Here is a 26,449-nt window from a genome sequence, read left to right as displayed (position 1 = left end):
ATTGTAATCAAAGTCAGCTTTTAGTTATTAGCAGAACACCTATAGCGATATACATTTGATTTTTAAGTAATTTCTTGGTTGCACTATAAAATTTTGAGCTCTTTGAGGCGATTTCTTATGTGTTCGTTAGTAAGTGGCTCAGTAAAGTCTACCTCCATCAGGGTAATTTCTAGCGCCTTGCATAGTTTTCTTTTCCTTTCATCGCGCTCTTGCAATGCGATTAAAGCGTCTTTTCCGCCCCAAATTGATGTGGGCTGGTAATGTTGCTGACCCTGATATTCGATACCTAGTTTTAGACTTGGAATGTAGATATCAAGCTCTAGCCCTTCAAGCCAGTCTGGTCTTTGGTGCCTGCTAATTTCGTGATCGGGAAAAATGAGTACAATAATTTGGTAAAGTAGAGTTTCACTCACCCAGCCTTCTCCGACTTTTTTAAAGCCAAACTCTTGGCGAACAATATCTTCAACATTGTTCTTCAGCTGTGTTCTAAGTCTCTGATGCTCTTTTCTCAGTTTTAATAGCGGCTCAGCTTCCTCTTTTCTGACATTATGCCAATATGTTACTTCATTGCTAGCAATGTCTTCGCGGTCAGGTCCGAATACAATCTCGTTTATTCGAGAATGCTCCTCCTGGTACTTTAGCTGCGCTTGCTCAATTTCATGAATGAGTTCTTTGTATTCTGGTGGACATGTATCTTCCAAATATTCCAGGCTGGTTGTACTGATACCGAGGCGTAAATAGGCTTGTTGAATGTACCAGCCAAAGCTTTGTTTAAACTGCCCGCCGTACATCTCATGACAGAATCTCTGCGTTGGTGGTGTTAAGTTGCATCTGTGACAGAGCTTTGGCTTGAAGCGAAAGTTTTGAAGGTTGACATCACCGTCAGCTTCTAAACTGATCTTCGCCAACACATCTGGAGCATTGAAGCTATCAACTACAGTTTCACGTAGTGGGTTTGAATTACTATGAGAACGAAAATTCTTGTTTAGCTCTATAAGGTTCTCGAATGCGGAACGGCTACAGTCACAAAGGCATGCTTCCGCTCCATATGATTCTGAAAATGCAAAAAAAGCGCCATAGTGGTTCGGGTAATGGACTATAGGATAAGGCAACCCTTCTTCAACGCAGACCCCTCCCAATGATACTGGAGGCAAAGCTTTTTTCTTTCGTGGGGATCGCTTTTTGGTCATGAGCTTAATACTAATTCCTAATGCTTGCCTTCAGATAGCAGCGGTAACGCTGTCGGCTATGAAACATCGTTACGCCTAAGATTACTGCAACATATCCCGAACCACTTTCGAAAGTGCGGCTTTTAGTGTCTCGATCGTCAATGCAGCTCCTTGAGCTACGACAATACTCATGGCCTTTTTCCAAATAGTGTTGTTTCTTGCCGCATCCAGAAAGTCGTGCCCTGAGGATGTCAATGAGGTCGCCACCCATTCTGGACCATCATCTGTTGACCAATTCTGTGCCTCTATAAGCCCAGCCTCGGACAATAGCTTAATATGGTAAACAACCTCGTGCTTGGTCCGATCAGGTATATTTGGAATTACAGGATCGTCAAAACTCTCCAGCTTTTCTAACAAAAGCAGAATTTCTCGAAAAAGCTCGAAATCACGTTTCATTCAGCCAGCCTATTCAATTCTCGACAAGCATTCTCACCCTTGCTTAGCATCAAGAGATTTTTTTCCACACACATTTCAACCCACCCGGAAATATTGTTTGGTTGCACTGATGCTTGGAAGGCTTCACGGTTTACGGAGTCTTGGTCACTAAACAAGTATAATTCGACTCTATCTCCAGCCCACTCACCACTCCATCCGTCATTTGCACCAACAATCTGGAAGATTTTCTGCTGGTCTTTCTCAAATCCTGCCGCTTTTGCGTCATCGATTGATAATTTATTTATGGCTTGACCGCAACCTGACAAAGCAAGAGAGACCATTAAAAATATAGAATTCATTCTCCGCATATAACTATTACCTTTTGAATAAAACAGTCAGCAATCGTAGCTTTTGTAGTTAAGGTAAAGCCCCAACGGACAAGCCGTTGCCGAGTTTGGCCTTGTCTACGCCCAGCATGGGTATGACTAATAAGGTCTAAGCCCTCTGTAGGGAGATGACCGTTTATCTTGTTAAATTAATACATTAAACGATTACTATTATATGGCAAGGGCAAAATTGTAATGTTTTGTCAGGGGTAAGCCGCTAACAAAACTGTGAGCTGATGAACAAAATCCCTGTTTTGCAGTAAAGCCGACATTCGCATGTGCGTTATAGTGATAGGGTGAATTTCTGCTTTTCGCAGAGTGGGCTCCGGTACGGCAAACATACCGGAGTTCTAGGGTTGAGGTAACGATGAGATTGGTGCTGCTACCACTATCGCAGGATGGACTCCGGTACGGCGAGCGTACCGGAGTCCTGGATTTGCGGTAACGATGAGATTGGTGCTGCTGCCACTATCGCAGGATGGACTCCGGTACGGCAAGCATACCGGAGTCCCGGATCGGGGTAGCGTTGAGATTAGTGCTGCTATCACTATCGCAGAATTGACTCCGGTACGGCGAGCATACCGGAGTCCTAGGTTTGCGGTAGCGTTGAGATTGGCGCTGTTATTACTATCGCAGAATGGACTCCGGTACGGCGAGCGTACCGGAGTCCTGTGTTTGGGGTAGCGTTTAGATTGGTGCTGCTATCACTATCGCAGGATGGACTCCGGTACGACAAGCATACCGGAGTCCTGGGGTTGAAGTAGCGTTTAGAATGGCGCTACAGTAATAAAAATAACGCCTTAATTTACACGGGTTTTGGCTAAGGATTTGTTGCTGTAGCAAAGCCGTCGAGCTGTTCAGCCCCGGGAGCATACATACAGTATGTGACCGGGGTGAACAGCGAAGAAAATGCCGCTACAGTGACAAAGACAACGCCAAAATTATTCCCATTCGATGGTCGCTGGTGGCTTGCCTGAGATATCGTAAACTACGCGGCTAATACCATTAATCTCGTTAATAATCCGGTTTGACACCTTACCCAGTAACTCATATGGCAGGTGTGCCCAGTGTGCGGTCATAAAGTCGATGGTTTCTACCGCGCGTAGCGAGATCACCCAGTCGTACTTACGGGCATCGCCCATTACACCCACTGATTTAACCGGCAGGAACACCGCGAACGCCTGGCTGACTTTATTGTAAAGATCGGCTTTATGCAGCTCTTCGATAAAGATCGCATCGGCACGGCGCAGTAAGTCGCAGTATTCTTTTTTGATTTCGCCCAGTACCCGCACCCCTAAACCTGGTCCCGGGAACGGGTGACGGTACAGCATATCGTACGGTAAGCCCAGCTCTAAACCGACCTTGCGCACTTCGTCTTTAAACAGTTCGCGCAGTGGCTCGACTAAGCCCAGCTTCATATGCTCCGGCAAGCCGCCGACGTTATGGTGCGATTTAATCACATGAGCTTTACCGGTTGCTGAACCTGCTGATTCAATCACATCCGGATAGATAGTGCCCTGTGCCAGCCATTTGGCATTGCTCAGCTTTTGCGCTTGTTCGTCGAACACTTCGACAAAGACGCGGCCGATAATTTTCCGCTTCGCTTCAGGTTCATCCACGCCGGCTAAAGCCGATAGAAAACGCTGTTCGGCATCGACTTTGATAATATTTAAACCAAAGTGATCGCCAAACATATCCATGACCTGCTTGCCTTCGTTAAGGCGCAGCAAGCCGTTATCAACAAAAACACAGGTCAGGTTTTTACCGATAGCGCGGTGCAGCAGCATGGCAACCACGGAGCTGTCGACACCACCGGATAAGCCCAGGATCACCTGATCATCACCGATTTGCTGTTTTAAGCGTACGATGGCATCTTCAATAATCGAGGCTGGCGTCCACAGCTTGTCACAGCCACAGATATCCACCACAAAATGCTCCAGCATCCGCAGACCCTGGCGGGTATGGGTGACTTCCGGGTGGAACTGCACACCGTAGAACTGCCGCGCTTCGTCCGCCATGGCGGCATGCGGGCAGGTTGGGGTTTGGGCAATAGTGGTAAAACCGGCTGGGATCTGTACCACTTTATCGCCGTGGCTCATCCACACATCTAACAAGGCATTGCCGTTGGCGCCGATATGGTCTTCAATTTTGGCGAACAGTTCATTTGGCGCCAGCACTTCAACCTGGGCATAACCAAACTCACGCTCCTCTGAGCCCTGCACCTTACCGCCCAGCTGCTCTGCCATGGTTTGCATACCGTAGCAAACGCCCAGTACCGGTACGCCCGCTTCGAATACATAAGCCGGTGCCCGTGGTGAGCCAGCCTCGGTAACGCTTTCCGGGCCGCCGGATAAGATAATACCGGTTGGAATAAAATCGCGGATTTGGGCTTCGGTCACATCCCAGGCCCACAGCTCGCAGTAAACGCCGATTTCGCGCACCCGCCGGGCAATCAGCTGGGTATATTGCGAACCAAAGTCGAGGATCAGAATACGATGATGATGAATATTTTTGTTCATAGTAACCTTGTATGCTCAGACGGCTGGCTTGCGCCAGCCGGATTCGGGTATTGGCTTAACGAAAACGCCAAGCTAGCCTAAACGCTAAATTTACCTAACCGCCAACTTAACCCAAACGGTAGTTCGGTGCTTCTTTGGTGATCTGCACATCATGCACATGCGACTCGCCCATACCGGCGGCCGTCACTTTGACAAAGCTGGGCTTGGTGCGCAGGGTATCGATATCCGGTGAACCGGTTAAGCCCATCGCAGAGCGCAGGCCACCCATTTGCTGGTGGATAATGGTTTCAATCGGGCCTTTATAGGCAACACGGCCTTCAATGCCTTCCGGTACCAGTTTTTCCGCGTTGTTGCTGCCCTGGAAATAGCGGTCAGAGGAACCGTTACGCTGCGCCATCGCACCTAACGAACCCATACCGCGGTAAGATTTGTAGTAGCGGCCCTGATAGAGTTCAACTTCGCCCGGCGCTTCTTCAGTACCGGCAAACATCGAGCCCACCATTACACAGTTAGCGCCAGCCACTAAGGCTTTGGCAATGTCACCAGAGAAACGGATGCCGCCATCGGCGATAATGCAAACGTCGGTGCCTTTTACACCTTCTACTGCATCAGAAATGGCCGTAATTTGCGGTACACCACAGCCGGTAACAATACGGGTGGTACAGATTGAACCCGGGCCGATACCCACTTTAACCGCATTGGCACCGGCTTCGGCCAGCGCCTTAGCGCCTTCTGCCGTTGCCACATTACCGGCAACAATTTGCAAATCCGGATACTGGGCGCGGGTTTGTTTAACGCGGTCAATGACACCTTGCGAGTGGCCATGTGAGGTATCAATCAGCAGAATATCAACACCGGCTTCCACCAGGGCGGCGATGCGCTCGTCAGTGCCGGGGCCTACACCCACTGCCGCACCGACCCGTAACCGGCCTAATTCATCTTTACAGGCATTGGGCTTACTGGCGGCTTTGTAGTAGTCACGCACGGTGATCAGGCCTTTCAGTTTAAAGTGATCATCCACCACCAGTACCTTCTCGATACGGTGTTGATGCATCAGCTTCAGTGCCTGTTCGCGTGGGGCATTTTCATTTACCGTCACCAGACGCTCACGCGGCGTCATGACATCGGTCACTTTCGCCTGCAGATTGGCTTCAAAGCTCATATCCCGGCCGGTAACGATGCCGACTAATTCACCCTGTTTATCCAGTACCGGAAAGCCGGAGAAACCATGCTGCTGCGCCAGTGCCTGCACGTCGCGTACCGTCATCTCAGCTGAGGCTGTTACCGGATCAGATACCACACCGCTTTCATACTTTTTCACTTTGCGTACGTTGGCAGCCTGCTCTTCAATGGTCATATTTTTATGAATAAAACCGATACCGCCTTCCTGCGCCAGCGCAATGGCCAGCCGGGCTTCGGTAACCGTATCCATAGAAGCGGATACCATCGGAATATTCAGCGTGATTGAGGCGGTAAGTTTAGTGCGTAAGTCCGCAGTGTGGGGTAAAACACTAGAGTGTGCCGGTACTAATAACACGTCGTCAAAAGTAAGGGCTTCTTTGATGATCCTGAGCATTGCAACAATCTCGCTTTCTGGGTGAAATGATAGGGAATGTTGCGGTGCAATTTTAGCGCAAAGCGGGCTTTAGGACAAAGGCTTTTTTTCTTTTTGTCAGACGGTGCCACTCTGGGTACACTAGGGGCCTGATTACCTGAATGAATTACGCTATGCAAAACCCGGATATTTATACGGTATCACGCCTGAATTCTGAAGTACGACTGACGCTGGAGTTGCAGTTTCAGCAACTATGGCTGGTTGGCGAAGTATCAAACTTTGTCGCGGCCGCCTCCGGCCACTGGTATTTCAGCCTCAAAGATCAGGCGGCACAGGTTAAGGTAGCGATGTTTAAGCAAGCCAACCGCTATGCCACTGTCAGGCCGCAAAATGGTCAGCAAGTGCTGATCCGGGCCCGGATTAGTGTTTATGAGCCGCGTGGTGAATATCAGTTGCTGGCCGAATTTATTGAACCGGCCGGTGCTGGCCTGTTAAAACAACAGTTTGAACAACTTAAAGCCAAACTGGCAGCCGAGGGCTTATTTGCCCCTGAACGGAAAAGGCCGTTACCTGCCAATCCGCGGCGTGTAGGGGTGATTACCTCGCCTACCGGTGCCGCCGTCCGCGATATTATTACCGTGCTGGCGCGCCGGGCGCCGGGCATTGAGCTGATTATTTATCCTTGTCAGGTGCAGGGGGAAACCGCCGCTGCCCAGCTTCGAAATATGCTCAGTACCGCGATAAGACGCAACGAAGTCGATGTCTTAATTATCGGCCGTGGCGGTGGCTCGATTGAAGATCTCTGGTGTTTTAATGATGAAGCCCTGGCCCGTGCCGTGGCCGACTGTCCGATCCCGATTGTCAGTGCAGTGGGCCATGAAATTGATTTTGCGCTAACCGATTTTGTCGCCGATGTGCGGGCCGCCACGCCATCGGCCGCGGCAGAGCTGGTGTCACCGGACCAAAGCCAGTATCTGGTGGCGTTAACACAGCTGCAGCAACGCCTTAGCCGTGCTGTACGCCGGCAACTGGCGCAGCAGCAACCACGTTTAATGCAACTCCAACAACGGCTGCAGCAACTGCATCCACAGCGGCGGCTGGAGCAACAGCAGCAGCGGCTGGATGAATTGCAGCTGCGTTTGCAACGGCGGATGCAGCAACACCTGCAAACCGCGCGGCGGCAACACAGTTATTTACAACAAAGCTTGCAGCATTTATCGCCGGCCAAGGCCATTAAGCAGCAACAACTGCAGTTACAGCAGCTGGCAAAGCGTTTACAGCAGGCGCAGTTGCAGCAACTAAAACAGCATAAATTCAATTTAATACAACTGAGTAAACAACTGCATACGGTCAGCCCTCTGGCTACTTTAGCTCGGGGCTATAGTATCGCCTTTGATGCTCAGCAACAGGTAGTTACTCGTAACTCGCAGTTAGCGCCTGGTGATAAAGTCACGGTTAAGCTGGCCGAAGGGGCCTTTGAAGCTGAGGTGAAAAAACTTACCACACAATAACCATAGCTAATAACAGTGCTGGCAACATTGGACACAGCTGCATTTGCAGCCTGTGTCCGCAGCGCTTATTTGCTTAGTTCGGGTTGAGGGAGGCCATATCAATTACAAAACGACGCGCTAAGTCGCCTTCTTTTAATCGACTAAAGGCCTCATTGATCTGGTCCATGCGAATCATCTCGCAATCAGGATAAACATCATGCTCGGCACAGAAGTTCAAAACTTCCTGTGTTTCAGCAATACCACCAATTAATGATCCTGCAATTCGCCGCCGCCCCATAATTAACGGAATGGTCATCAGCTCATTTAGTGGACCAACCTGCCCGACGATCACCAGAGTGCCATCAACATCCAGCAGCGGTGTATAAATACTTACATCATGTTTGACTGGTACTGTATCAATAATTAAATCAAAGGCGCTAGCGGCAGCGTTCATCGCTGCAGTATCAGATGAAATCAGCATGGCTTTCGCACCCATAGCGATGGCTTGTGCTTTTTTCTGATCTGAGCGGCTAATGACGGTTACCTCAGCACCCATCGCATGAGCCAATTTCACCGCCATATGCCCCAGGCCCCCTAGCCCAACTACCCCAACCCGGCTGCCGCGGCCGACCTGCCAGGTACGAAGTGGCGAATAGGTGGTGATACCAGCACAGAGAATAGGGGCGGCCTTTGCCAGATCCATGTTTTCCGGAATTCGCAGCACAAACTCTTCCCGCACGACGATGTGCTTAGAGTAGCCACCCTGAGTAATAACACCATCAACACGATCCGGCGCGCCATAGGTCGGGGTGATACCGGTACGACAATATTGTTCCGCATGCTTTTCGCACTGATCACACTGCTGGCAGCTATCAACCAAACAGCCAACCGCCACCCGGTCTCCCTCTTTATAATGTACTACCGCAGATCCGACAGCCTGCACTCTGCCCACAATCTCATGTCCCGGGATTAACGGATACGGCTGTGGCCCCCAATCGCCATTTACAGTATGTAAATCTGAGTGACAGACACCACAAAATAAAATCTCAATGGCGACATCATTAGGCCGCAAGGCCCGCCGCTCAAAATGATAAGGGGCCATAACTGCATCAGTAGAAAAAGCTGCATAACCAATTGTTTTCATGTGATTTCATCCCAAGATTAGTTTAGATACTGCAGCATTAGCACTTTGCTTTTGCTCATCGCGCGAGTGCGGTGTTAGGTTGAAGGATAGAGGCCATACTATCAAACAGCAAGCTAACAGCGGCGCTGTTACTAAAATAGCGACCCAGAATGTGCATGCCCGCTCTACGGTTTTAACGTTATACTGCGTTTATTAAAAAGCTGGGCGCCAGCTCAACCTCAGGGTAATGGTGGTAATGAGTATCACCCCAACCTGTTAAGTGACTATAAGAGAACCCCAAAATGGTTAATCTAAAAATTGATCTTGTCTCCGATATCGCCTGCCCCTGGTGCGCTGTGGGTTATGCCCGCTTAGAGCGCGCTTTGGCCAGCCTGCCTGAACTTAAGATTGAACTGGAATGGCATGCCTTTGAGCTCAATCCGGATAAAAACGCGCCGCAAGAGCCGATCCTGCCGGCGCTAAGCCGTAAATACGGTAAATCCGAAGCCGAAATGCGGCAAAGTCAGGCTTACATTATGGAAGTGGCGGCAGAACTTGGCTTAAATTTTAGCAAGATGCAGCAGCGCTTTACCTGTAATACCTTTGATGCACACCGGCTGGTGAAATGGGCAGAGACGCAAGGCCAGGCGACGGCAATGAAAATGGCCTTATTCACCGCCTATTTTGGTGAGGCTGCCGATGTCTCCAGGCATCAGGTGCTGCTCGGCTGTGTGGCTAAACTGGGGTTAGATGTGACAACGGCAGCGCAAATTCTGGCCTCAGATGCCTACAGCGAGCAGGTACAACAGGATATCGCCCGCTATCAGCATGCTGGCATTTCTTCCGTGCCGGCCTTTATTATCAATAATAAATACCTGATTTCCGGCGCCCAGGAGCCGCAACAACTGGCGGCAGCGCTGCGGCAAATCGCCGCTCAGGTCAGCTAGTATGCATCTGCCGACAGTTATCACGCTGGCGTTAACCACCAATTTAACTGTCGGTCTTTATCTTTATTTGCTGTACCGCCGTAAACCGAAGGAGCGCTGTTTTAAGCTTTGGGCCTATTCGTGCGGCAGTTTTGTGTTGGGCTCGGCGTTGGTTGTGCTTCGGCCCTACCCGCTACCGTCCTGGCTTAGCTTCTTTATTGCCGATAGCCTGCTATTGTTGGCGCCGGTTTATGTACTCGCCGGCTTAGTACAATTTTCCCGTTTTCGCTACACCAGAAAGCGCCGCCAACAGGCAATTTGGCTGCTTACTCTGGCGCTGTTACTGATGTTACTCAGTTATCAGCATCCCGGCTTGCTTAGCCTGGTCGCCGCGATCTCGATCGGTATTACATTCTGCCTTTGCGCGGGTTTACTGCAAAAATCGGTGATCACCGAGCCGACTTTTACCCGTACCCTGCAAGGCGTCTTTGTTAGCCATGCGATTGTGATGTTTATCCAGGCGACGCTGGTGCTGATGAATTGGCAGCAACTGAATCTGCATGGCTTGCCGGAGGCGTCAATTTACACCTTACTTAGCCATATTCTGCTGACAACACTAACTGCTTTACTGCTGCCCTGGTTAAGCTTTTTAAAACTGGAACGCAAACTGACGCTAAAATCCCAACGCGATGGTTTAACCCGGCTGGCCAACCGCGAGCATTTTTTCTATCAACTTGAGCGTTACTGGCGACAGTATCCGATAACCCCCGCTGCCGTTATGATGATCGATATCGATTTTTTTAAGCGTATTAACGATACTTTTGGTCATGCGGTGGGAGACAAGGCCATAACCGCAGTTGCCAGGCTGCTGTCAAAGCAATTACGCAGCAACGATATTATTGGCAGGATCGGCGGTGAGGAATATGCCGCGCTACTTATTGATATTGACGAGCAAACGGCGTTAAAAGTCGGGCAGCGTTTATGCCAACAGGTAGCACAACAGCTGGTATGGCTTGACGAGGATCAGGTTAACCTGACGATCAGTATTGGTATGGTGCATGTTATCCCCGTGCAGCATGATCGCAACGGGGCATTTAAACTAGCCGACAAAGCACTCTATGCCAGTAAGCAAGCCGGCAGAAACACTACCACACTAGCACACTTTACCCCCTGCACCTTTGTCAAAAGATGATGACTATGGTTGCTATAAGTTGTGGTTACCGCTCTAACATTGCCATTATTTCAAGTGATTTTGCGGCAGCTGTGGTTGTCCCAGGATCGCAACAATCAAAATAAAATCAGCTTCCTTTGTGAAATATGCTACATGTTTTCCAACTGGGAAATAGTAACCATTTGGGTAAATATCGGCACAATTTAATCCCAAATCGGGATTGTCGGCCAACATTTGCAAAGCGGTTAGTAGGGTTGTTTTGTATTTTTGCCACTGAGCGGCAGAATAGTTTTCGACGGTATAGGTTTTGATGCCCTGCAGATGCGCTTGGGCTAAGCTGCTGAGCTTATAACGCATAGGCTGCCTGGAAGTTTTTATAACGCACGAAGAAAGGTTTCGCCATCGACAGCTTTGCCTTGCGCCAGCTCTTCTTGTGCAGCTTTAAAACAATGCTTAAGGTAATCTGCTTTCATCAGCTCAAGGGCTTCGAAGTCCCTGATAGACATAACGACAACGGTATCTTTGCTGTTTTTGCTGATCTTTATTGGCTCGCGCTGCGCGTTAAGCAGTAACTCACCGAAGTTTCTTTTGGCGTCATTAGCGGTTAAGGTTTGCATGGCAAAGAACCCGATTAGAAAACACAACCAAAGTATAGCAAATAACACGGAACAGGCTAAATAATCAAATCGTGCGATCTGCATTTACTCTACTTGAGCCTGCTAATGCAGCATTGTAACCATCTCAATCATGAGCGCTATGTCACATAACACCATTACTTTAAACCAACAACGCCAACCCTTAGATCATCTGAATACGGTATGGTTGTTCGGTTATGGGTCTTTAATTTATAAAACCGATTTTCTCTATCTCGCTTGCCGGCCGGCCTGTATTTATGGCTGGCAGCGCCGCTTCTGGCAAGGTTCGCACGATCACCGTGGTACGCCAGAGGCGCCAGGCCGGGTTGTTACCCTGGTGGAAGCGGCCGGTAAGCGCTGTGTTGGTATGGCGTATCAGGTAACACCGGCTACCTTTGCTCATTTAGATCAACGGGAGAAAAACGGCTATCTGCGCTTTTTTACCGAACTACACTGGCTGGATAACGCAGGTCCCCACTCCACAGCGGATAACTCAGGCATCGAGCAAGGCGTGGTCTATATTGCCAATCCGGATAATGCCGCCTATTTAGGGCCGGCACCGGAAGCCGATATTGCCAGACAGATTGCCAAAAGCCATGGCCCGAGCGGCGCCAATAGCGAGTATTTGCTACAGCTGGCGCAGGCTCTGCGCCAACTTAATGAGCAGGACGAACATGTATTTACGCTGGAGCAGCTGCTGTTAGGGTTAAAAAATCACGATTAAACTACAATTAAATTACTTTTGTACTTAACCAAAGCCTGGCTTATATTAGAGTGAAGCAACAGTTTGCTGGAACGGACATTGTTAATGAAAAAGGTACTATTTATTGCTCTGGCCGTTGCAATGGCCAGTCCAATACAAGCAGACTGGGCGCAGGCAATAAAAGCTCATCAAACTCAAAATTATCAAGCAGCTAAAGAGCATTTTCAAAAACTAATCCCTTATGGTCATGCAGACGCCGCCTTTAACCTGGCTTTGATGTATCTTCAGGGAGAGGGCGTTATTGCTGATGAGAGTATGGCTATTGCCTACTTTACTTTGGCGGAAAAATTGGGGCATCAAGGCACGGCTGAGGGATTAGCGCAATTACGTCAGTTAGTAAGCGCTGAACAACTCGCCCTGGCTGAGCAACATTTCCTGACTTTAGCACAGCATGCGAAGTGGTGGTTGTTGCCTGAGCAAGGTCCGGCGAAAACAGTGTATCTGACCGCCCGGCTCAAAGGGGATTACCCGATTTATCCAATAAATGCGTTTAAAGCCGGGGTGGTAGGTTACGTCAATGTGCGCTTTTTAGTAGATGAACAGGGAAAGGTTGCCACCGCTGATGTACTGGATGCCTATCCGGAACAGACCTTCAACAAAAGCGCGCTGAGGGCGATTAAAGATTGGCAGTTCGAAGCGACCGGGGAAAAGTATATTCGGTTCTGGCGTTTTGACTTTAAGTTAAATGAGACCTTAGATATCGATGCTGTCGCTGCGCTAATCGAACAACATCAACTCTGGCGGGGTGCCTGGCTTGGCTCTTCGCACCATCAATTTTTGCTCGCCAGTTTGTTAGAGCTGCTGGATACGCAGAAAGATCTGCTAATTGTTGTTGATCCAACTTTACCGGTTGAGAAGGAGCTAGACCTAACGGTTTTTACACCGAAAGCTAAAGTCAGGGCGAATTTTGCTGGCTTTGTCGGTCATGCTGAGGTGCAGGTGGCTGCTGATGGTACTATTACCGAACAATTCAATGTCCATTTTGCTGCCGAAAATACGCTGAAATCGTTAATTGGTCTGAAATTATCGGGCAAGCCTGATGCAACTTATCGATATCGGCTCAGCAAAGCATCGGCAAGTTCGCGGCGACCAATAAATGTCATACCCATAGTAACAATTCCCGCCAGTTTAACGTCTCGTTTTTGGTGGGAGAAAGCGGCAAGAAACGGAAGCAAATCAGCACAGCGAATTATCGCTGTGTATGATGAACGTTGGGCGCAAATTTTGATTGCTGAACAAGATGCTGAGACGATGGCATGGTTTGCGGGCAGAACTATTATAAATGGCGAATATCAGGCCGGCCACGAGCTCCTGGATGCAGCTATCGCCAAAGATTATCCGACCGCGCATGAACTTAAAAAGCACTTACAAAGTATGCCATAACACTGCTTCTTGATTAACCTGACGGCGCCACTTTCCTTGCAGTGAAATATCGCTACTCTGAAACAGCGGCTGACGCTAACGCCAAATTCGCAATCCAGGGCTCTGCAAAACGGCCATAGTATACCTGAGCCTGAAAGCGAGTTTTCTGTTGACGATCGGTATCTATTGGCAAGCGTTGCGCATACGGCTTGGCGACATATAGCGACTGCACCGCCAAGCGGTTTATCAGCACTTCGGGCTGTTTTTCTGCTTTATCGTTCTGACACCAGGTATAGCTAAGCTGGATATCTGCCGGCACTAGCAATAGCTGACCGGCTGTCGGCCCACTATGTTTTGCCAGTGTTTGCTGTAATAAGTTGCGGTCGGCGGCGGCATCAATCACAAAGAGGCGGGTTGCCTCCTCGCGGGCAACCCGCCATTGCTCTTCGGCACGTTGCTGCTGCTCCTGCCGGCGTTTTGCTGCTGCCTGCAGCCTGTCCTGTGCCATGCCAGCATTTAACTCCGCAGCCGCTTCTGCTATCAGCCGTTGTTGTATCACAGCATAATGTTGTTCCGCTTGTTTCAGGTAGTCCTGATAACTCTGACCATTAAACTCCAGCAACACCCAGCCTGAACGCTGTTGCCGCTGATAGCCATCTGTGCAGCTACCGAATCGAAAACTGGCAAACTGCGGCTGCTGCAACCTTAAGATACGTTGTTGCTGCCGAGACAAATATTGCCAATCATCCTCGCTTGACGTTAACCAGGGCGTGGTCCAGATCAGATTTAGGCGTAATGATGAATCTTCTTTGGCCATTCCCCAGTGATATGGCATGTCAAGCTCCCGCTCACTCAGCGTCAGCTCAGCCACAACCACACTGCGGTTTAGCCAGACTTTGCCAAGGATAAAGGCGTTGACGCCCAGTACGGTTATCACCGCTAACAGTAGCAGCTTTTTTGCCTCTGGCTTAGACATTGGCCACCTCATCTGGCTTGGCTGCGGTTTGTACCACCAGCCGTAACCGGTTAAAGATTAACAGTGCCAGAATGGCGGTCAGCCCCAACAGGAAAAAGAACAGGTACTTCGGTAACCAGTGCCACCACCAGTCAAAAAACTTGGTATACAGGAACAACGCGAAGAACACATTACCAGTGAGCATTAACTTTGCGGCCTGTTGCCGGATACCGTACAACACCAGCAAAGCGCTGCAGACAAATCCCAGCACCTGATACAGCCCCTCAATAACGCCATGCGACCAGGGTAAATAACTGACACTGCCCCAGTTCGCCAGGATCAGTACCGCAATAAAAAACACGACTGCCGCCAAAATCTGGTACAGCGCGGCAAACCCCTCATAGCGCTGCTGCTTAAATTTAAGCGGCAACACAAAGAATAACAGACTGGTTAGCAGAAAATGCTCCGGATATTCGCCGGTCGACACCCAGTAATTGCCCATCCAGCTGCCAAAGCGGGCGCCAATAAACAAATAACAGCAGAGTATGCCCGCCGCCAACAGCAGACGCACCCGCAGGGTGTAAGCCAACATAAAGGCATAGAGCGCAAAGACGGCAAAAGCATTTGGCGAGGCCGGTAAATTAAAAATACTGCCCAGCATCACAATATTCAGCACCCAGGCCGCAAACGACACCAGCGCGGCTAACTTGGCATAATAGCCGGTGCGATCAACCCGTTGCAGCCAACTGACCAGTGCTAAACTTAATAAGGGCGCGCTGATTAGGATGCCAACCTGTAGTGGCGTGTCAAAGTAGCCCCAATACTGATAAAACAAAAAGAATAAACTCGCCGCCAGCGCCACAGCACCTAAAAAGGAGACGATTTGCATGCCCAAAGATAAATGACTGGCTTGTGCGTTCAGATCAATATCCTGACTCTGCTGTAATTGCTGTAACACGGCTTGGTGATAGCGCTGAATTTGCTGACTGGCGTTGTCGTCCAGTTGGAGGATGCCTTGTTCAGACAACAACTGCTGCTCGGCCTGAAAGGCGCGGATTTGATTAACGCGAGCCTGAGCCTGAGTTTTATTTATTGAAGAATGTGTATCCAAGATAGTGGCCGTTCCCTGTTCGCAACGGTAATACTCTTGTTACCGTCCTGCCTCCATGCAGCATAGGCGAACTGTTGTCAGATGCAACAGTTCGCCTGCATTTTACTCTTTTACCACATCAATAAAGTACTTCACTTCACCATCGATGGTTTCCCGTACTAAACCGTGCACGTCGGTTTCAAAGCCCGGGAACTCGCTGTTAAAGGCGCGGGTGAATTTCAGATAATTGATAATGGTTTTATTAAAGCGCTCGCCCGGTACCATCAGTGGAATTCCCGGTGGATAAGGCGTCACCAGCATGGCAGTCACGCGGCCTTCAATATCATCAATCGATACCCGCTCAATTTCACGGTGCGCCATCTTAGCCCAGGCATCTGCCGGGGTCATAGCAGTATCAATTTGCGACAGGTACATCTCCGTTGTGACCTTGGCTACGTCATACTTGCGATACATATTGTGGATGCGCTGACACAGATCACGCAGGCCAACTTTCTCGTAACGCGGGTTCTTGGCAGCAAACTCCGGCATGACCCGCCACATTGGCAGGTTCTGGTCATAGTCGTCTTTAAATTGCTGCAGTTCGGTCACCATCGAGTTCCAGCGCCCTTTGGTAATACCGATAGTAAACATAATAAAGAACGAATACAGACCGGTCTTCTCGATAATAATACCGTGTTCAGCCAGATACTTACTAACGATGGCCGCCGGAATACCGGTATCATCAAACTGGCCTTGCAGGTTCATGCCCGGTGTAATGATAGTGGCCTTAATCGGATCAAGCATATTAAAGCCGGATTCAATCTCACCGAAGCCGTGCCAGCTGTCCTGCGCGTGCAGTACCCACTTCTCGCGGTTACCGATGCCCTCCTCCGGCAAACGATCCGGACCCCAGACTTTAAACCACCAGTCATCGTCACCAAACTCGGCATCAACCTTGCGCATGGCACGGCGAAAATCGATCGCTTCCAGTAGGCTTTCTTCAACCAAGGCTGTACCGCCTGGTGGCTCCATCATTGCGGCCGCGACGTCACAGCTGGCAATAATGGCATATTGCGGGCTGGTCGAGCTGTGCATCAGATAGGATTCATTAAACCGGTGGGTGTCCAGGCTGCGCTTTTCGGCATTTTGCACCAGGATTTGCGACGCCTGCGATAAACCGGCTAACAGTTTATGCGTCGACTGGGTCGAGAACACCAGGGTGTCTTCTGAGCGCGGCCGATCTTTACCGATGGCATGCATATTGTGGTAGAACTCATGGAAGCTGGCATGCGGCAGCCAGGCTTCATCAAAGTGCAGCGTATCGATAGTCGAACCCAGCTCCTGCTTAATTTCTTCCACGTTATACAAAATACCGTCATAGGTACTCTGGGTGATGGTCAGAATCCGTGGCTTTTTATTTTTCGCATTGCGGGCAAAGGGATTAGCCTCAATCTTTTTCGCAATGGCTTCAGGTGAAAACTCGCTTTTCGGGATCGGGCCGATAATGCCGTAATGGTTACGGGTTGGCATTAAAAATACCGGAATAGCACCAGTCATAATAATCGAGTGCAGAATGGATTTATGACAGTTACGATCCACCACGACGATATCACCCGGCGCGACCACTGAGTGCCAGACCATTTTATTCGAGGTTGAAGTACCGTTGGTGACAAAGAATAAATGGTCAGCATTAAAGATCCGCGCCGCATTGGCTTCGCTCTCTGCTACCGGGCCAGTGTGGTCTAACAGCTGACCTAACTCATCCACCGAGTTACAAACGTCGGCACGCAGCATATTCTCACCAAAGAACTGATGGAACATCTGGCCCACCGGACTCTTCAGGAAAGCTACGCCACCAGAGTGACCCGGACAGTGCCAGGAGTATGAGCTGTCTTCAGCGTAATCCATTAAGGCAGTAAAAAACGGTGGCGCTAATGCATCCAGATATTTACGTGCTTCGCGAATAATATGCCGTGCCACAAACTCCGGCGTATCTTCAAACATATGAATAAAGCCATGCAGCTCGCGCAGAATATCATTCGGGATATGCCGGCTGGTGCGGGTTTCGCCATACAGGAAAATCGGAATATCGGCGTTACGTTTGCGCACTTCTTTGATAAAAGCGCGCAACTCGGTCAGTGCCGCACTGACTTCCTGCTCACTGCCACTGCCAAACTCTTCATCATCAATCGACAAAATAAAACAGGAGGCGCGGCTGGCTTGCTGGGCAAAGGCGGTCAGATCGACATAGCTGGTATAGCCAATGACTTCAAAACCATGGCTGCCGATAGCTTCAGCCAGATCACGGATGCCTGAGCCTGAAATATTCTCAGAGCGAAAATCTTCATCTATTACAATGACCGGAAAACGAAATTTCATCAGTTAATCCTTAGTTCTTCTGCGCCAGTTTTTGCCGCGCTTTTAGAAGCCGCTCGCGCTTATATTTCTGCAACGCGGTTTCAGTGTTCTTTTTGGTCGGGGTAAAGGGGTTTTCACCTTCACGGAATTCAATGCGGATTGGCGTGCCCATCATTTGCAGCGCCTTGCGATAATAATTCATCAGATAGCGCTTGTAGGAATCCGGCAGATCTTTTACCTGGTTACCATGAATCACCACAATAGGCGGATTGTAACCACCGGCGTGGGCATATTTTAACTTCACCCGCCGTCCGGCGACCATTGGCGGCTGGTGATCTTCCTGCGCCATTTTCATAATCCGCGTCAGCAGCGAGGTACTGACCCGCTTGGTAGCAGAGTCAAAGGCTTCTTCCACCGACTCAAACAGATTGCCGACGCCAGAGCCATGCAAGGCCGAAATAAAGTGCAGCCGGGCAAAGTCGATAAAACCTAAGCGGCGGTCCAGCTCACGTTTAATTTCGTCTTTGACGCTGTCGTTCAGGCCATCCCATTTATTCACTGCCAGTACCAGTGAGCGACCGGCGTTCAGCACAAAACCGAGGATACTTAAGTCCTGATCAGAAATGCCCTGGCGCGCATCCAACACCAACACCACCACGTTGGCATCTTCAATCGCCTGCAGGGTTTTCACCACGGAGAATTTTTCTACCATATCGTCAATCTTGCCACGACGACGCACGCCAGCGGTATCGATCAGCGTATAGTCACGGCCATTGCGCTGCATGGGGATATAAATCGAATCGCGGGTGGTGCCCGGCATGTCATAAACTACCACCCGCTCTTCACCGAGGATGCGGTTGGTCAGCGTCGATTTACCGACATTCGGCCGGCCAACAATCGCCAGTTTAATATGCTCAGAGCGTAAACGTGCCGCTTCGGCCTCGGCTTCTTCTTCGCTGATTTCTTTAAACTCGCTCGGTTCGTACTCTGTAGCCTCGCCCTCAGCGGTCACCTCAGGCATGCTTTGTTGTAAAAACGGCAGTAAGGCCGTTTGCAGTAAGGAAGTGACGCCTCGGCCATGCGCCGCGGCAATCGGGTAGACTTCGCCTAAACCCAGACTGTAGAAATCTGCCACTGCGGTATCGGCATCCAGCCCGTCGGTTTTATTCGCCACCAAGAACACCGGCTTTTCGACTTTACGGATATGCGCCGCAATAGCCGTATCACCAACAGTGGCACCGGCACGGGCATCGACCATAAACAGCACCACGTCCGCTTCAGCAATGGCCTTTAATGACTGCTCCGCCATTTCCACTTCAATGCCTTGTTCATTGCCATCGATACCACCGGTATCCACCACAATAAACTCCATGCCTTCAAACTTTACCGTGCCATATTTGCGGTCACGGGTTAAGCCCGGAAAGTCTGCCACTAAGGCATCACGGCTGCGGGTTAAGCGGTTAAATAACGTCGATTTGCCAACATTGGCGCGCCCTACCAGGGCCACAACAGGTAACATGGTGTCAACCTCAAAAAATAACAAAACAGGCCTGACTCAGGCCTGTTTTCAGTTTAAATACGCAACCCGCCTGTGTTAAGGCGTTTGCAGAACGGTCAGCTCGCCATCGCGGGTACTGATCACCAGTACCTCATTGTTGCTGACCGGCTCACGGAAAAAGCCGGAGCTGTCAAAACTTTGCCGGGCTACAAAATCACCACTGTTACGATCTAACCAGTGGAGATTGCCTTTATTATCACCCACCACCAGGTAGTCTTTATAGACCGCAGGCCCGGTCAGGAAATGACGGTGTAAACCGGTTTGACTCCACAGTTCAGTACCATTGCGCCGATCGATGGCATAAATCCGGCCTTCAGAATCCACCAAATACAACACCGTACCCTGTACTGTCATATTGCGGAAACTGGCATAATCACGCTTCCACAGTTGTTGACCACTACGCAGTTCCAGTGCGAACAGCTCACCGTTAAAAGCTATAGTATAGACGGTTCCGGCTATGACGATCGGCTTGGCATCAACATCGACCAGACGGGATAAATCTGTGCTGCCTTTTGGCGTAGCAATGTTTTCTTCCCACGCCTGGAAGCCACGATCGACTACCAGGACGCCAACCCGGCCATTAGCAGTGCCATAAACCACACCACCGCTATCGATGACTGGTTCGCTAACACCACGGATAGTCAGCGGCGGTTGCTCGTTCTCGAATACCCAGCGCTGCTCGCCATTGTCAGGGCTTAAACCAATCAGCGAGCCTGTACCCAGCTTAACAACTACAAAACCATCACCGACAGCCGGACTGACCAGCACTTCGCCCGGAACCTGCACCCGCCAGGCTAAGGCACCGGTTTCGGCATTCAAGGCCACCAGATCGCCATTCTCGGTACCCAGATAAATATTACCGAAGCCGTGACTGATACCACCCGCAATCCGTGCATTATCAGCACTGAAGCGCTGTCTTAGTTTCTGTAACGTCGATAAGGTATCGTCCTTACGCAGGTCGAAGGTCCATAATCTTTTACCGGAACTCAGCTCAAAGGCCACAACCAGGCCTTCACGGCTGGCCATGTAGACTTTGTCATTCAGGATCAGTGGTTTTAACCCTGACTCATAATGCGCAACGCCTTTACCAACCTGAGCACTCCAGACCTCGCGTGGCTTAATCTGGTTCTCTACTTCAGGCAGTACCAGCTTCTCTTTACTTGAACATGCCAGCAAACTGAAACTGAACAGGACAACTGCCGCCTGTTTTACCGAAAATCTCATGCCTGCCCCTTAATTCGCTGCAGAGATGTGCGCCAGCTCATCCAGTTTAATTTGTAACAGCTGGGTATTCTGACCGGCATTATCAAACGCCAGCTGATAGGCTGCTTTCGCCGCCACTAAATCACCGCTTTGCTGCAAAATATCGCCTTTAAGTTCTGCTTGCGCCGCAGCAAAGCTGGCAGGCATCGCCTGATTGACAGTCGCCAGTGCCGCGGTCAGATCACCAGTTTCGCGCTGAATACGCGCCAAACGTAACTGAGCGATGGCCTTGACGCTACTATCTTTGCTGTTCTGTACTACCCAGCTTAGCTGCTGGCTGGCCAACGCCAGATCACCTTTAGCAACAGCTTCTTTTGCAGTGAGCAGGGCAGCAAAAATGGCATAATTGTTGGTGCCCTGAGCGCTGATAAAGCTTTGCGCCTGAGTTAACCAGGCATCGTCACTGCTTTGTTGTTGCAATAACTGGCTGTAGCTGCTGGATAAGGCTTCGGCACTGGCGCGCTGCTCTGCCTGATAGTAACGCCAGCCGTAGAGTGTCGCCAAACCAATAACCACACCACCGACTATGGCTTTGCCGTATTCGTTCCAAAAGCGTTTAATGGCCTCAACCTGTTGTTCTTCGCTATTATAAATTTCCACCTAACTACTCCGTATACTTTCAGGCCAGCTGCTGAGCCAGTTCACTCAGCTTAAGCGTTTGTTGTGGCTTGTCTTCGCGCAGCCATTTAACGGTAATTTCCTGCCGCGCCAGTTCTTCATCACCTAAAATCAGGGCTATGGCTGCGCCTGACTTGTCTGCTTTCTTAAATTGTTTTTTCAGGTTACCGCCACCGCAGTGCAAGATAACACGTTTTGCCGGTAACTCGCTACGCAGCCTTTCGGCAACACTTATGGCGGCAAGTTCCGCAGTTTCACCCATTGCCAGCAGATAAATATCCGCTTGCGCCGGTAAATCCGGGGCCAGGTTCAGGCTTTGTAGTAACAGGATTAACCGCTCCAGCCCCATCGCAAAGCCCACCGCAGGGGTCGCTTTGCCACCCAGTTGCTCAACCAGACCGTCATAACGACCACCGGCACAGACGGTACCCTGAGCGCCAAGCTCAGTGGTGACCCATTCAAATACCGTTCTGTTGTAATAATCCAGGCCGCGCACCAAGCGTGGGTTAATCACAAACTCAATACCCGCCGCCGTTAAACGCTGCTGCAAGGAGGCAAAATGCGCTGCGGATTCTTCGTCCAGGTGCTCTGCCAGTTTTGGTGCCTTGGCTAACACCTCCGCCAGCGCCGGATTCTTGCTATCCAGCACCCGCAGTGGGTTGCTATACAGCCGGCGCAAGCTATCTTCATCCAGCAAATCTTTATGTTGTTCCAGGTAAGCCACTAACTTATCGCGATAGGCAGCTCGGGCCTCATTAGAGCCAAGTGAGTTTAGTTCCAGTTTCACATACGGCGTTAAACCCAGTTTTTGCCAAATCCGCGCCGTCAGGATAATTACTTCAGCGTCAATATCCGGGGTGGCAATACCAAAGGCTTCCAGCCCAAACTGATGAAACTGGCGGTAACGACCTTTTTGCGGCCGTTCGTGGCGGAACATCGGGCCGGTATACCACAGCCGTTGTTCCTGATTGTACAGTAAACCATGTTCGTTGCCGGCGCGGACACAGCAAGCGGTACCTTCCGGGCGCAAGGTTAGGCTGTCACCATTGCGATCAGTAAAGGTATACATTTCTTTTTCAACGATATCGGTGACTTCACCAATTGAACGTTTAAACAGCTCGGTCATTTCGACGATCGGGAAACGGATTTCGCTGTAACCATAACTGGCAGCCGTGTCGCGCAAGGTCGTTTCTACATATTGCCAGAGGGCACTGTCCTGCGGCAGGCAGTCATTCATGCCGCGAATTGCCTGAATTTGCTTTGACAAAATTTTGCTTCCATTAGGGGGGCGCCGCAGCGCCCAGATGCAATAGGTTAATAAAAAAGCGTGATTATAATCGGTAGTGGCTGAAATGTCGCCCTAGACTTGCTTTACCGCGATCCGCTGCTGCAAATACTGCCGCACCTGCTGCTCGAGTTGTTCAGCGATATTGTCGTTATCAAGTCGCAGTTTCTGGCGCTCGCCATTGAGGTAAAAGCCGCTTTTTTTACTGGCACCGGCCACACCTAAATCCGACACCAAGGCTTCACCCGGGCCATTTACCACACAACCAATTACCGAGACGGTCAGTGGCTCTACCACATCTTCCAGCCGCTGCTCCAGCTCGTTCATGGTTTTAATCACATCAAACTCCTGCCGCGAACAACTGGGGCAGGCAATAAAGTTTATGCCGCGCGAGCGGATACGCAGCGACTTCAGAATATCAAAGGCCACTTTGACTTCTTCCACCGGATCAGCGGCCAGCGAAATGCGCAGCGTATCGCCAATGCCTTCCGCCAGCAGCATACCTAAGCCAATAGCTGACTTAACCGCACCAGCGCGGGCACCACCAGCTTCGGTGATCCCTAAATGCAGTGGTTGTTTAATTTGCTGCGCCAGCAAACGATAAGCGCCTACTGCTAAAAACACATCTGACGCTTTAACACTGACTTTAAACTGATCAAAGTTCAGCCGATCGAGAATATCAACATGCCGCATTGCCGACTCAACCAGGGCTTCCGGTGTTGGCTCGCGGTACTTCTCCTGAATATCGGCTTCCAGCGAACCGCCATTGACGCCGATACGAATGGGGATATTGTGATCGCGCGCCGCATCGACCACCGCGCGGATCCGATCTTCACGGCCGATATTGCCGGGGTTAATCCGTAAGCAATCGACACCGTATTCAGCGACTTTCAAAGCGATGCGGTAATCAAAATGAATATCTGCTACTAATGGGATCGGCGATTGCTGTTTGATCAGCTTAAAGGCCTCAGCCGCTTCCATAGTTGGCACTGATACCCGCACCAGATCGGCGCCTGCCGCAGCAATAGCACGGATCTGCGCCACGGTCGCGTCAACATCGGTAGTACGGGTATTGGTCATTGATTGTACGGCGATAGGCGCATCGCCACCGATCAATACATTGCCGACCTTAATCTGCGTGCTGGGCCGGCGTTTAATTGGATTTTCTGCAAACATTAATCAGGTTGTCCTGGCAAAGTGAACTTGGCGACGCGATTCCCGGGAAAGCGGGACATATCATAGGGCTGCTGATTTAACTCAATACTCACCACCCCCGGATTGCCCAGCGTAATCACGAAAGGCGCTTTAGCATTCAGTTCCATTACGTAGCCGGCTTGTTTGGTGCCGTAAGCGATGCGCTCGCCATTGGCATCGACCACATCAATCCAACAGTTGTCAGTAAAGGTCATCTTCAATACATCTAAACCGGCATTGCGACTATCGCCAAAGCTTTCCGTCGCCGCCGGCTCCTCTACCGCTGGCTGAGACAATGCCAGTAGTTGTTGCTGCGTCGCTACGGGCAGTTGCGCCAGATCAGCAACTAACTGTTCACTGCTGACATTGCCGCTATCTTGTTCTGGTACAGGTTCATTACTAAGCTCAGTTGTCGGTTCAGACGTCGGCACAACCATCTCGGCAGGTACTGTGACGACTGCGGCCGGATCCGACGGGTTACTGGCTGCCTGACTATTCAAGGCGTCTGCGACATTCAGACCGCTGTCGCGGGCACTCTGCCAAAACCACAGCGCCAATGACAACATAATGATCGAGACAATGAGCCAGGTTAGCCACATAAAGCGTTTTTCTGTGCGTTGTCGTGCTGAGCGGTTGGAGAAAGTACGCATCTGCTTTACCGGCGCGCTTTTTACCTGATGCTGTTGCTCAAACTGCTGCAATAGCGGCTGCGCTGGCAGTTTTAAAAACCGGGCATAGGCTTTTAAATAGCCGCGCATAAAAGTCGGTAAAATGCTGCTGTCTGGCTGATCATCTTCCAGGCTACGCAGCACTTCAACCCGAAGATTCAGTTGCTGCGCAGCTTGCTCCAGACTGAGCTGCCGCTGTTCGCGTTCCTGGCGTAAAATTTGACCAACACTTAATTCCTGTGCCGGAGTGACATCATTCTGATTCATTATTAATAGTTGCCGGATCCACGATATATAAACGTTGGCCGATCGACAGGCGACTTTCTTCTGTCAGATTATTCCAGGCCATAAAACGTTCGAGACGAATATTATAACGGTATGAGATGGCAAACATGGTATCGCCCTCTGCTACCTGATGAAAATAATTATCAACGGGTTGTGCTGCGGCCAAACGAACCGGCGGTGCACTGGGTTCTGGCGGCGCATCATTGGGCCCCAGATAAATTTTTTGTCCGACTCTAAGCCGTGATTGCTCAGTCAGATGGTTCCATTCTAACAGCCGTGCTAACACAATATTATATTGTACCGAGATACTATGTAACGATTCGCCCTCGGTGACCAAATGCACCGGCACCTCCGCAGCAGCTTCAGCATTGGTATCGGCATACTGCAGACCGCTGCTGCTATATGCCGGCGCCGCGACTGCGGCTTCAGACTCAGGGACGGCATTGCTGGCAGTGGGTTCCGCTAAGGTAAGCTGTGTTGTCGTCTCTACATTAGCAGGGTTAGTGGCAGGCGGTGTAGCAGGCACCTCCGGCTCTGGCTGAACGAGTTCACGTTCTTCCGGCAAAGCAGCAGGTTGGGCCAAGGCTTGTACCTGTTGCTGCTCAGTAAAAGTTGCCGGGGCTGGCCCGGCCTGGACGCTTGCTTCTGGCCGGCGGTTCTGATTTGGCTCGGCTACCTGTTGCTCATTCGCCACTACAGTGGCGGGTTCAGCGACTTTGCGCCGGATCCGCAGTTGTGGATTGGCGACCGGTTGATTCGCCGCCGCTTTAGCGTTATCCGACTGCACTGCCGGTAGAAAATCCGCCAGCAGATGTTGCTTATAACGCTCACGTAACTGTTCAAACTCGCTTTCAAGCAAGCGTTGTTGCAGTAACAGCCGCGCTTCGTTGCTATCAATATACAACGTCAGCAACAACTGCTCGGCGTGTTTCATCGTCGACAGATCGCCCTGTTTCTCTGACACCAGATAGTTCAGCAAGGTGCTGCGCGCCGATACCCGCCCTAAGCGCTGGATCCGTTGCAAATCGGCTTTCGCATCCTGCAAATTCCCCATCGCGTAATTGACCGAGGCACTGTTAATCAGCGCTGTGATACGGGTACCATTATGACTTAGCGACGACGCCAGGAAGTTACGGGCGCGTTCAAAACCATCTTGTTCTAACTGACATAAGGCCAGGTTTTCGTAACTTTCGGCGACACGGATATACCCGGGTTTAGCGATAGCCGTCAGCAGCAAACGTTCGGCGTCTTCGAACTTGCCAATCTGACATAAGAAGGCACCATAGTTGTTGTAGGCGTCAGCATTATTGGCATCACGGGCAATGGCTTGCTTGTAGGCATTTTCTGCCTGCACATGCTCACCTACCGTTTGATAATAAAAAGCCAGAGCGTTATACACCTCTGGCAAATTAGGGGCCATAGTCCGGGCACGCTCCAGATTGAACAGTGCCTGGGTGCTATCACCGCGACGCAAATAGTTTAAGCCCAGTGAAATACGGGTTTTAGCCGCTTCAGTGTTATCCACATTGCGCTGCGTGACCTGGCGGTCATTCGCCACATAAGTGCTCTCTGACACACAGGCCGAGAGTAAACACAATGCCGTCAGCGCGGTTACCACAGGAAGTTTCTGCATTACCACTG

Annotated in this window: 23 protein-coding genes; 5 read left to right on the top strand and 18 right to left on the bottom strand. The window is 50.4% G+C overall.

Annotation, left to right across the window (positions count from 1 at the left end):
- Positions 1-83: 83 nt before the first annotated feature.
- The 5 genes from AAY72_RS16750 to guaB all read right to left on the bottom strand — a co-directional run bounded on the left by AAY72_RS16750 (position 84) and on the right by guaB (position 6,085).
- Positions 84-1,190 carry a hypothetical protein gene (locus AAY72_RS16750; RefSeq protein ID WP_156411324.1) on the bottom strand — a complete coding sequence of 369 codons (1,107 nt, stop codon included), beginning with the start codon at positions 1,188-1,190 and terminating at the stop codon, positions 84-86.
- A gap of 81 nt (positions 1,191-1,271) precedes the next feature.
- On the bottom strand, positions 1,272-1,625 hold the full coding sequence (locus AAY72_RS11675) for a DUF2513 domain-containing protein (RefSeq protein ID WP_057787658.1): 354 nt from the start codon (positions 1,623-1,625) through the stop codon (positions 1,272-1,274).
- A complete protein-coding gene (locus AAY72_RS11670) occupies positions 1,622-1,972 on the bottom strand; it encodes a hypothetical protein (RefSeq protein WP_057787656.1) in 351 nt (116 codons plus the stop codon). The genes AAY72_RS11675 and AAY72_RS11670 overlap by 4 nt, the downstream gene beginning before the upstream one ends.
- 959 nt (positions 1,973-2,931) lie before the next feature.
- Positions 2,932-4,509 carry a glutamine-hydrolyzing GMP synthase gene (gene guaA / locus AAY72_RS11665; RefSeq protein WP_057787654.1) on the bottom strand — a complete coding sequence of 526 codons (1,578 nt, stop codon included), beginning with the start codon at positions 4,507-4,509 and terminating at the stop codon, positions 2,932-2,934.
- A 106-nt stretch (positions 4,510-4,615) separates the two neighbouring features.
- On the bottom strand, positions 4,616-6,085 hold the full coding sequence (guaB, locus tag AAY72_RS11660; RefSeq protein WP_008950022.1) for an IMP dehydrogenase: 1,470 nt from the start codon (positions 6,083-6,085) through the stop codon (positions 4,616-4,618).
- A 152-nt stretch (positions 6,086-6,237) separates the two neighbouring features.
- Here guaB and xseA point away from each other — a divergent pair, with 152 nt between their 5' ends.
- Positions 6,238-7,575: an exodeoxyribonuclease VII large subunit gene (gene xseA / locus AAY72_RS11655; protein ID WP_057787776.1), complete on the top strand. Its 1,338-nt coding sequence runs from the start codon at positions 6,238-6,240 to the stop codon at positions 7,573-7,575.
- 73 nt (positions 7,576-7,648) lie between these two features.
- On the opposite strand, the gene AAY72_RS11650 is transcribed toward xseA, so the two are convergent.
- Complete coding sequence (locus AAY72_RS11650; protein ID WP_008985649.1) at positions 7,649-8,698, bottom strand: NAD(P)-dependent alcohol dehydrogenase; 1,050 nt, start codon at positions 8,696-8,698, stop codon at positions 7,649-7,651.
- 281 nt (positions 8,699-8,979) lie between these two features.
- Between AAY72_RS11650 and AAY72_RS11645 the strand changes: the two genes are divergently transcribed.
- Positions 8,980-9,624 carry a DsbA family protein gene (locus AAY72_RS11645; protein WP_057787651.1) on the top strand — a complete coding sequence of 215 codons (645 nt, stop codon included), beginning with the start codon at positions 8,980-8,982 and terminating at the stop codon, positions 9,622-9,624.
- A 1-nt stretch (position 9,625) separates the two neighbouring features.
- Positions 9,626-10,795 carry a GGDEF domain-containing protein gene (locus tag AAY72_RS11640; protein ID WP_057787649.1) on the top strand — a complete coding sequence of 390 codons (1,170 nt, stop codon included), beginning with the start codon at positions 9,626-9,628 and terminating at the stop codon, positions 10,793-10,795.
- A 45-nt stretch (positions 10,796-10,840) separates the two neighbouring features.
- Here AAY72_RS11640 and AAY72_RS11635 read toward each other — a convergent pair whose 3' ends face one another.
- Positions 10,841-11,131: a type II toxin-antitoxin system RelE/ParE family toxin gene (locus tag AAY72_RS11635; RefSeq protein WP_057787647.1), complete on the bottom strand. Its 291-nt coding sequence runs from the start codon at positions 11,129-11,131 to the stop codon at positions 10,841-10,843.
- 17 nt (positions 11,132-11,148) lie between these two features.
- Positions 11,149-11,391: a type II toxin-antitoxin system Phd/YefM family antitoxin gene (locus AAY72_RS11630; protein ID WP_057787774.1), complete on the bottom strand. Its 243-nt coding sequence runs from the start codon at positions 11,389-11,391 to the stop codon at positions 11,149-11,151.
- A gap of 139 nt (positions 11,392-11,530) precedes the next feature.
- On the opposite strand from AAY72_RS11630, the gene AAY72_RS11625 reads away from it, so the two are divergent.
- Positions 11,531-12,133 carry a gamma-glutamylcyclotransferase gene (locus AAY72_RS11625; RefSeq protein ID WP_057787771.1) on the top strand — a complete coding sequence of 201 codons (603 nt, stop codon included), beginning with the start codon at positions 11,531-11,533 and terminating at the stop codon, positions 12,131-12,133.
- An 84-nt stretch (positions 12,134-12,217) separates the two neighbouring features.
- A complete protein-coding gene (locus tag AAY72_RS11620; RefSeq protein ID WP_057787644.1) occupies positions 12,218-13,555 on the top strand; it encodes a TonB family protein in 1,338 nt (445 codons plus the stop codon).
- A gap of 52 nt (positions 13,556-13,607) precedes the next feature.
- Here AAY72_RS11620 and AAY72_RS11615 read toward each other — a convergent pair whose 3' ends face one another.
- The 10 genes from AAY72_RS11615 to pilW form a co-directional block, all read right to left on the bottom strand.
- Positions 13,608-14,510: a DUF4824 family protein gene (locus tag AAY72_RS11615; protein ID WP_057787642.1), complete on the bottom strand. Its 903-nt coding sequence runs from the start codon at positions 14,508-14,510 to the stop codon at positions 13,608-13,610.
- The gene (locus tag AAY72_RS11610) at positions 14,503-15,600 is read right to left on the bottom strand and encodes a DUF2157 domain-containing protein (RefSeq protein WP_057787639.1); all 1,098 of its coding nucleotides are present in this window, start codon (positions 15,598-15,600) and stop codon (positions 14,503-14,505) included. The genes AAY72_RS11615 and AAY72_RS11610 overlap by 8 nt, the downstream gene beginning before the upstream one ends.
- 102 nt (positions 15,601-15,702) lie before the next feature.
- Positions 15,703-17,958, bottom strand: coding sequence for an arginine/lysine/ornithine decarboxylase (locus AAY72_RS11605; RefSeq protein ID WP_057787637.1), 2,256 nt, complete (start codon positions 17,956-17,958; stop codon positions 15,703-15,705).
- Between the two features lie 10 nt (positions 17,959-17,968).
- Positions 17,969-19,456, bottom strand: coding sequence for a ribosome biogenesis GTPase Der (der, locus tag AAY72_RS11600; protein WP_057787634.1), 1,488 nt, complete (start codon positions 19,454-19,456; stop codon positions 17,969-17,971).
- Positions 19,457-19,531: 75 nt separating this feature from the next.
- Positions 19,532-20,719: an outer membrane protein assembly factor BamB gene (bamB, locus tag AAY72_RS11595; RefSeq protein ID WP_057787633.1), complete on the bottom strand. Its 1,188-nt coding sequence runs from the start codon at positions 20,717-20,719 to the stop codon at positions 19,532-19,534.
- 9 nt (positions 20,720-20,728) lie between these two features.
- A complete protein-coding gene (locus tag AAY72_RS11590) occupies positions 20,729-21,358 on the bottom strand; it encodes a tetratricopeptide repeat protein (protein WP_008985639.1) in 630 nt (209 codons plus the stop codon).
- A 19-nt stretch (positions 21,359-21,377) separates the two neighbouring features.
- Positions 21,378-22,643 carry a histidine--tRNA ligase gene (gene hisS, locus AAY72_RS11585; RefSeq protein WP_008985638.1) on the bottom strand — a complete coding sequence of 422 codons (1,266 nt, stop codon included), beginning with the start codon at positions 22,641-22,643 and terminating at the stop codon, positions 21,378-21,380.
- A 93-nt stretch (positions 22,644-22,736) separates the two neighbouring features.
- The gene (gene ispG, locus AAY72_RS11580) at positions 22,737-23,837 is read right to left on the bottom strand and encodes a flavodoxin-dependent (E)-4-hydroxy-3-methylbut-2-enyl-diphosphate synthase (protein ID WP_057787631.1); all 1,101 of its coding nucleotides are present in this window, start codon (positions 23,835-23,837) and stop codon (positions 22,737-22,739) included.
- On the bottom strand, positions 23,837-24,790 hold the full coding sequence (locus AAY72_RS11575) for a RodZ domain-containing protein (protein ID WP_057787629.1): 954 nt from the start codon (positions 24,788-24,790) through the stop codon (positions 23,837-23,839). Before AAY72_RS11575 ends, ispG begins: the two co-directional genes overlap by 1 nt.
- Positions 24,777-26,441 (bottom strand): type IV pilus biogenesis/stability protein PilW, encoded by a 1,665-nt coding sequence (pilW, locus tag AAY72_RS11570; RefSeq protein WP_057787627.1) that lies wholly within the window; start codon positions 26,439-26,441, stop codon positions 24,777-24,779. Before pilW ends, AAY72_RS11575 begins: the two co-directional genes overlap by 14 nt.
- Positions 26,442-26,449 lie beyond the last annotated feature (8 nt).

Origin of the sequence: Alishewanella sp. WH16-1, from assembly GCF_001441695.1 — a bacterium.
GTDB lineage: Bacteria > Pseudomonadota > Gammaproteobacteria > Enterobacterales > Alteromonadaceae > Alishewanella > Alishewanella agri.
Note: the sequence above shows the minus strand (reverse complement) of the source record. Positions and strands in the feature narration are given on the sequence as shown.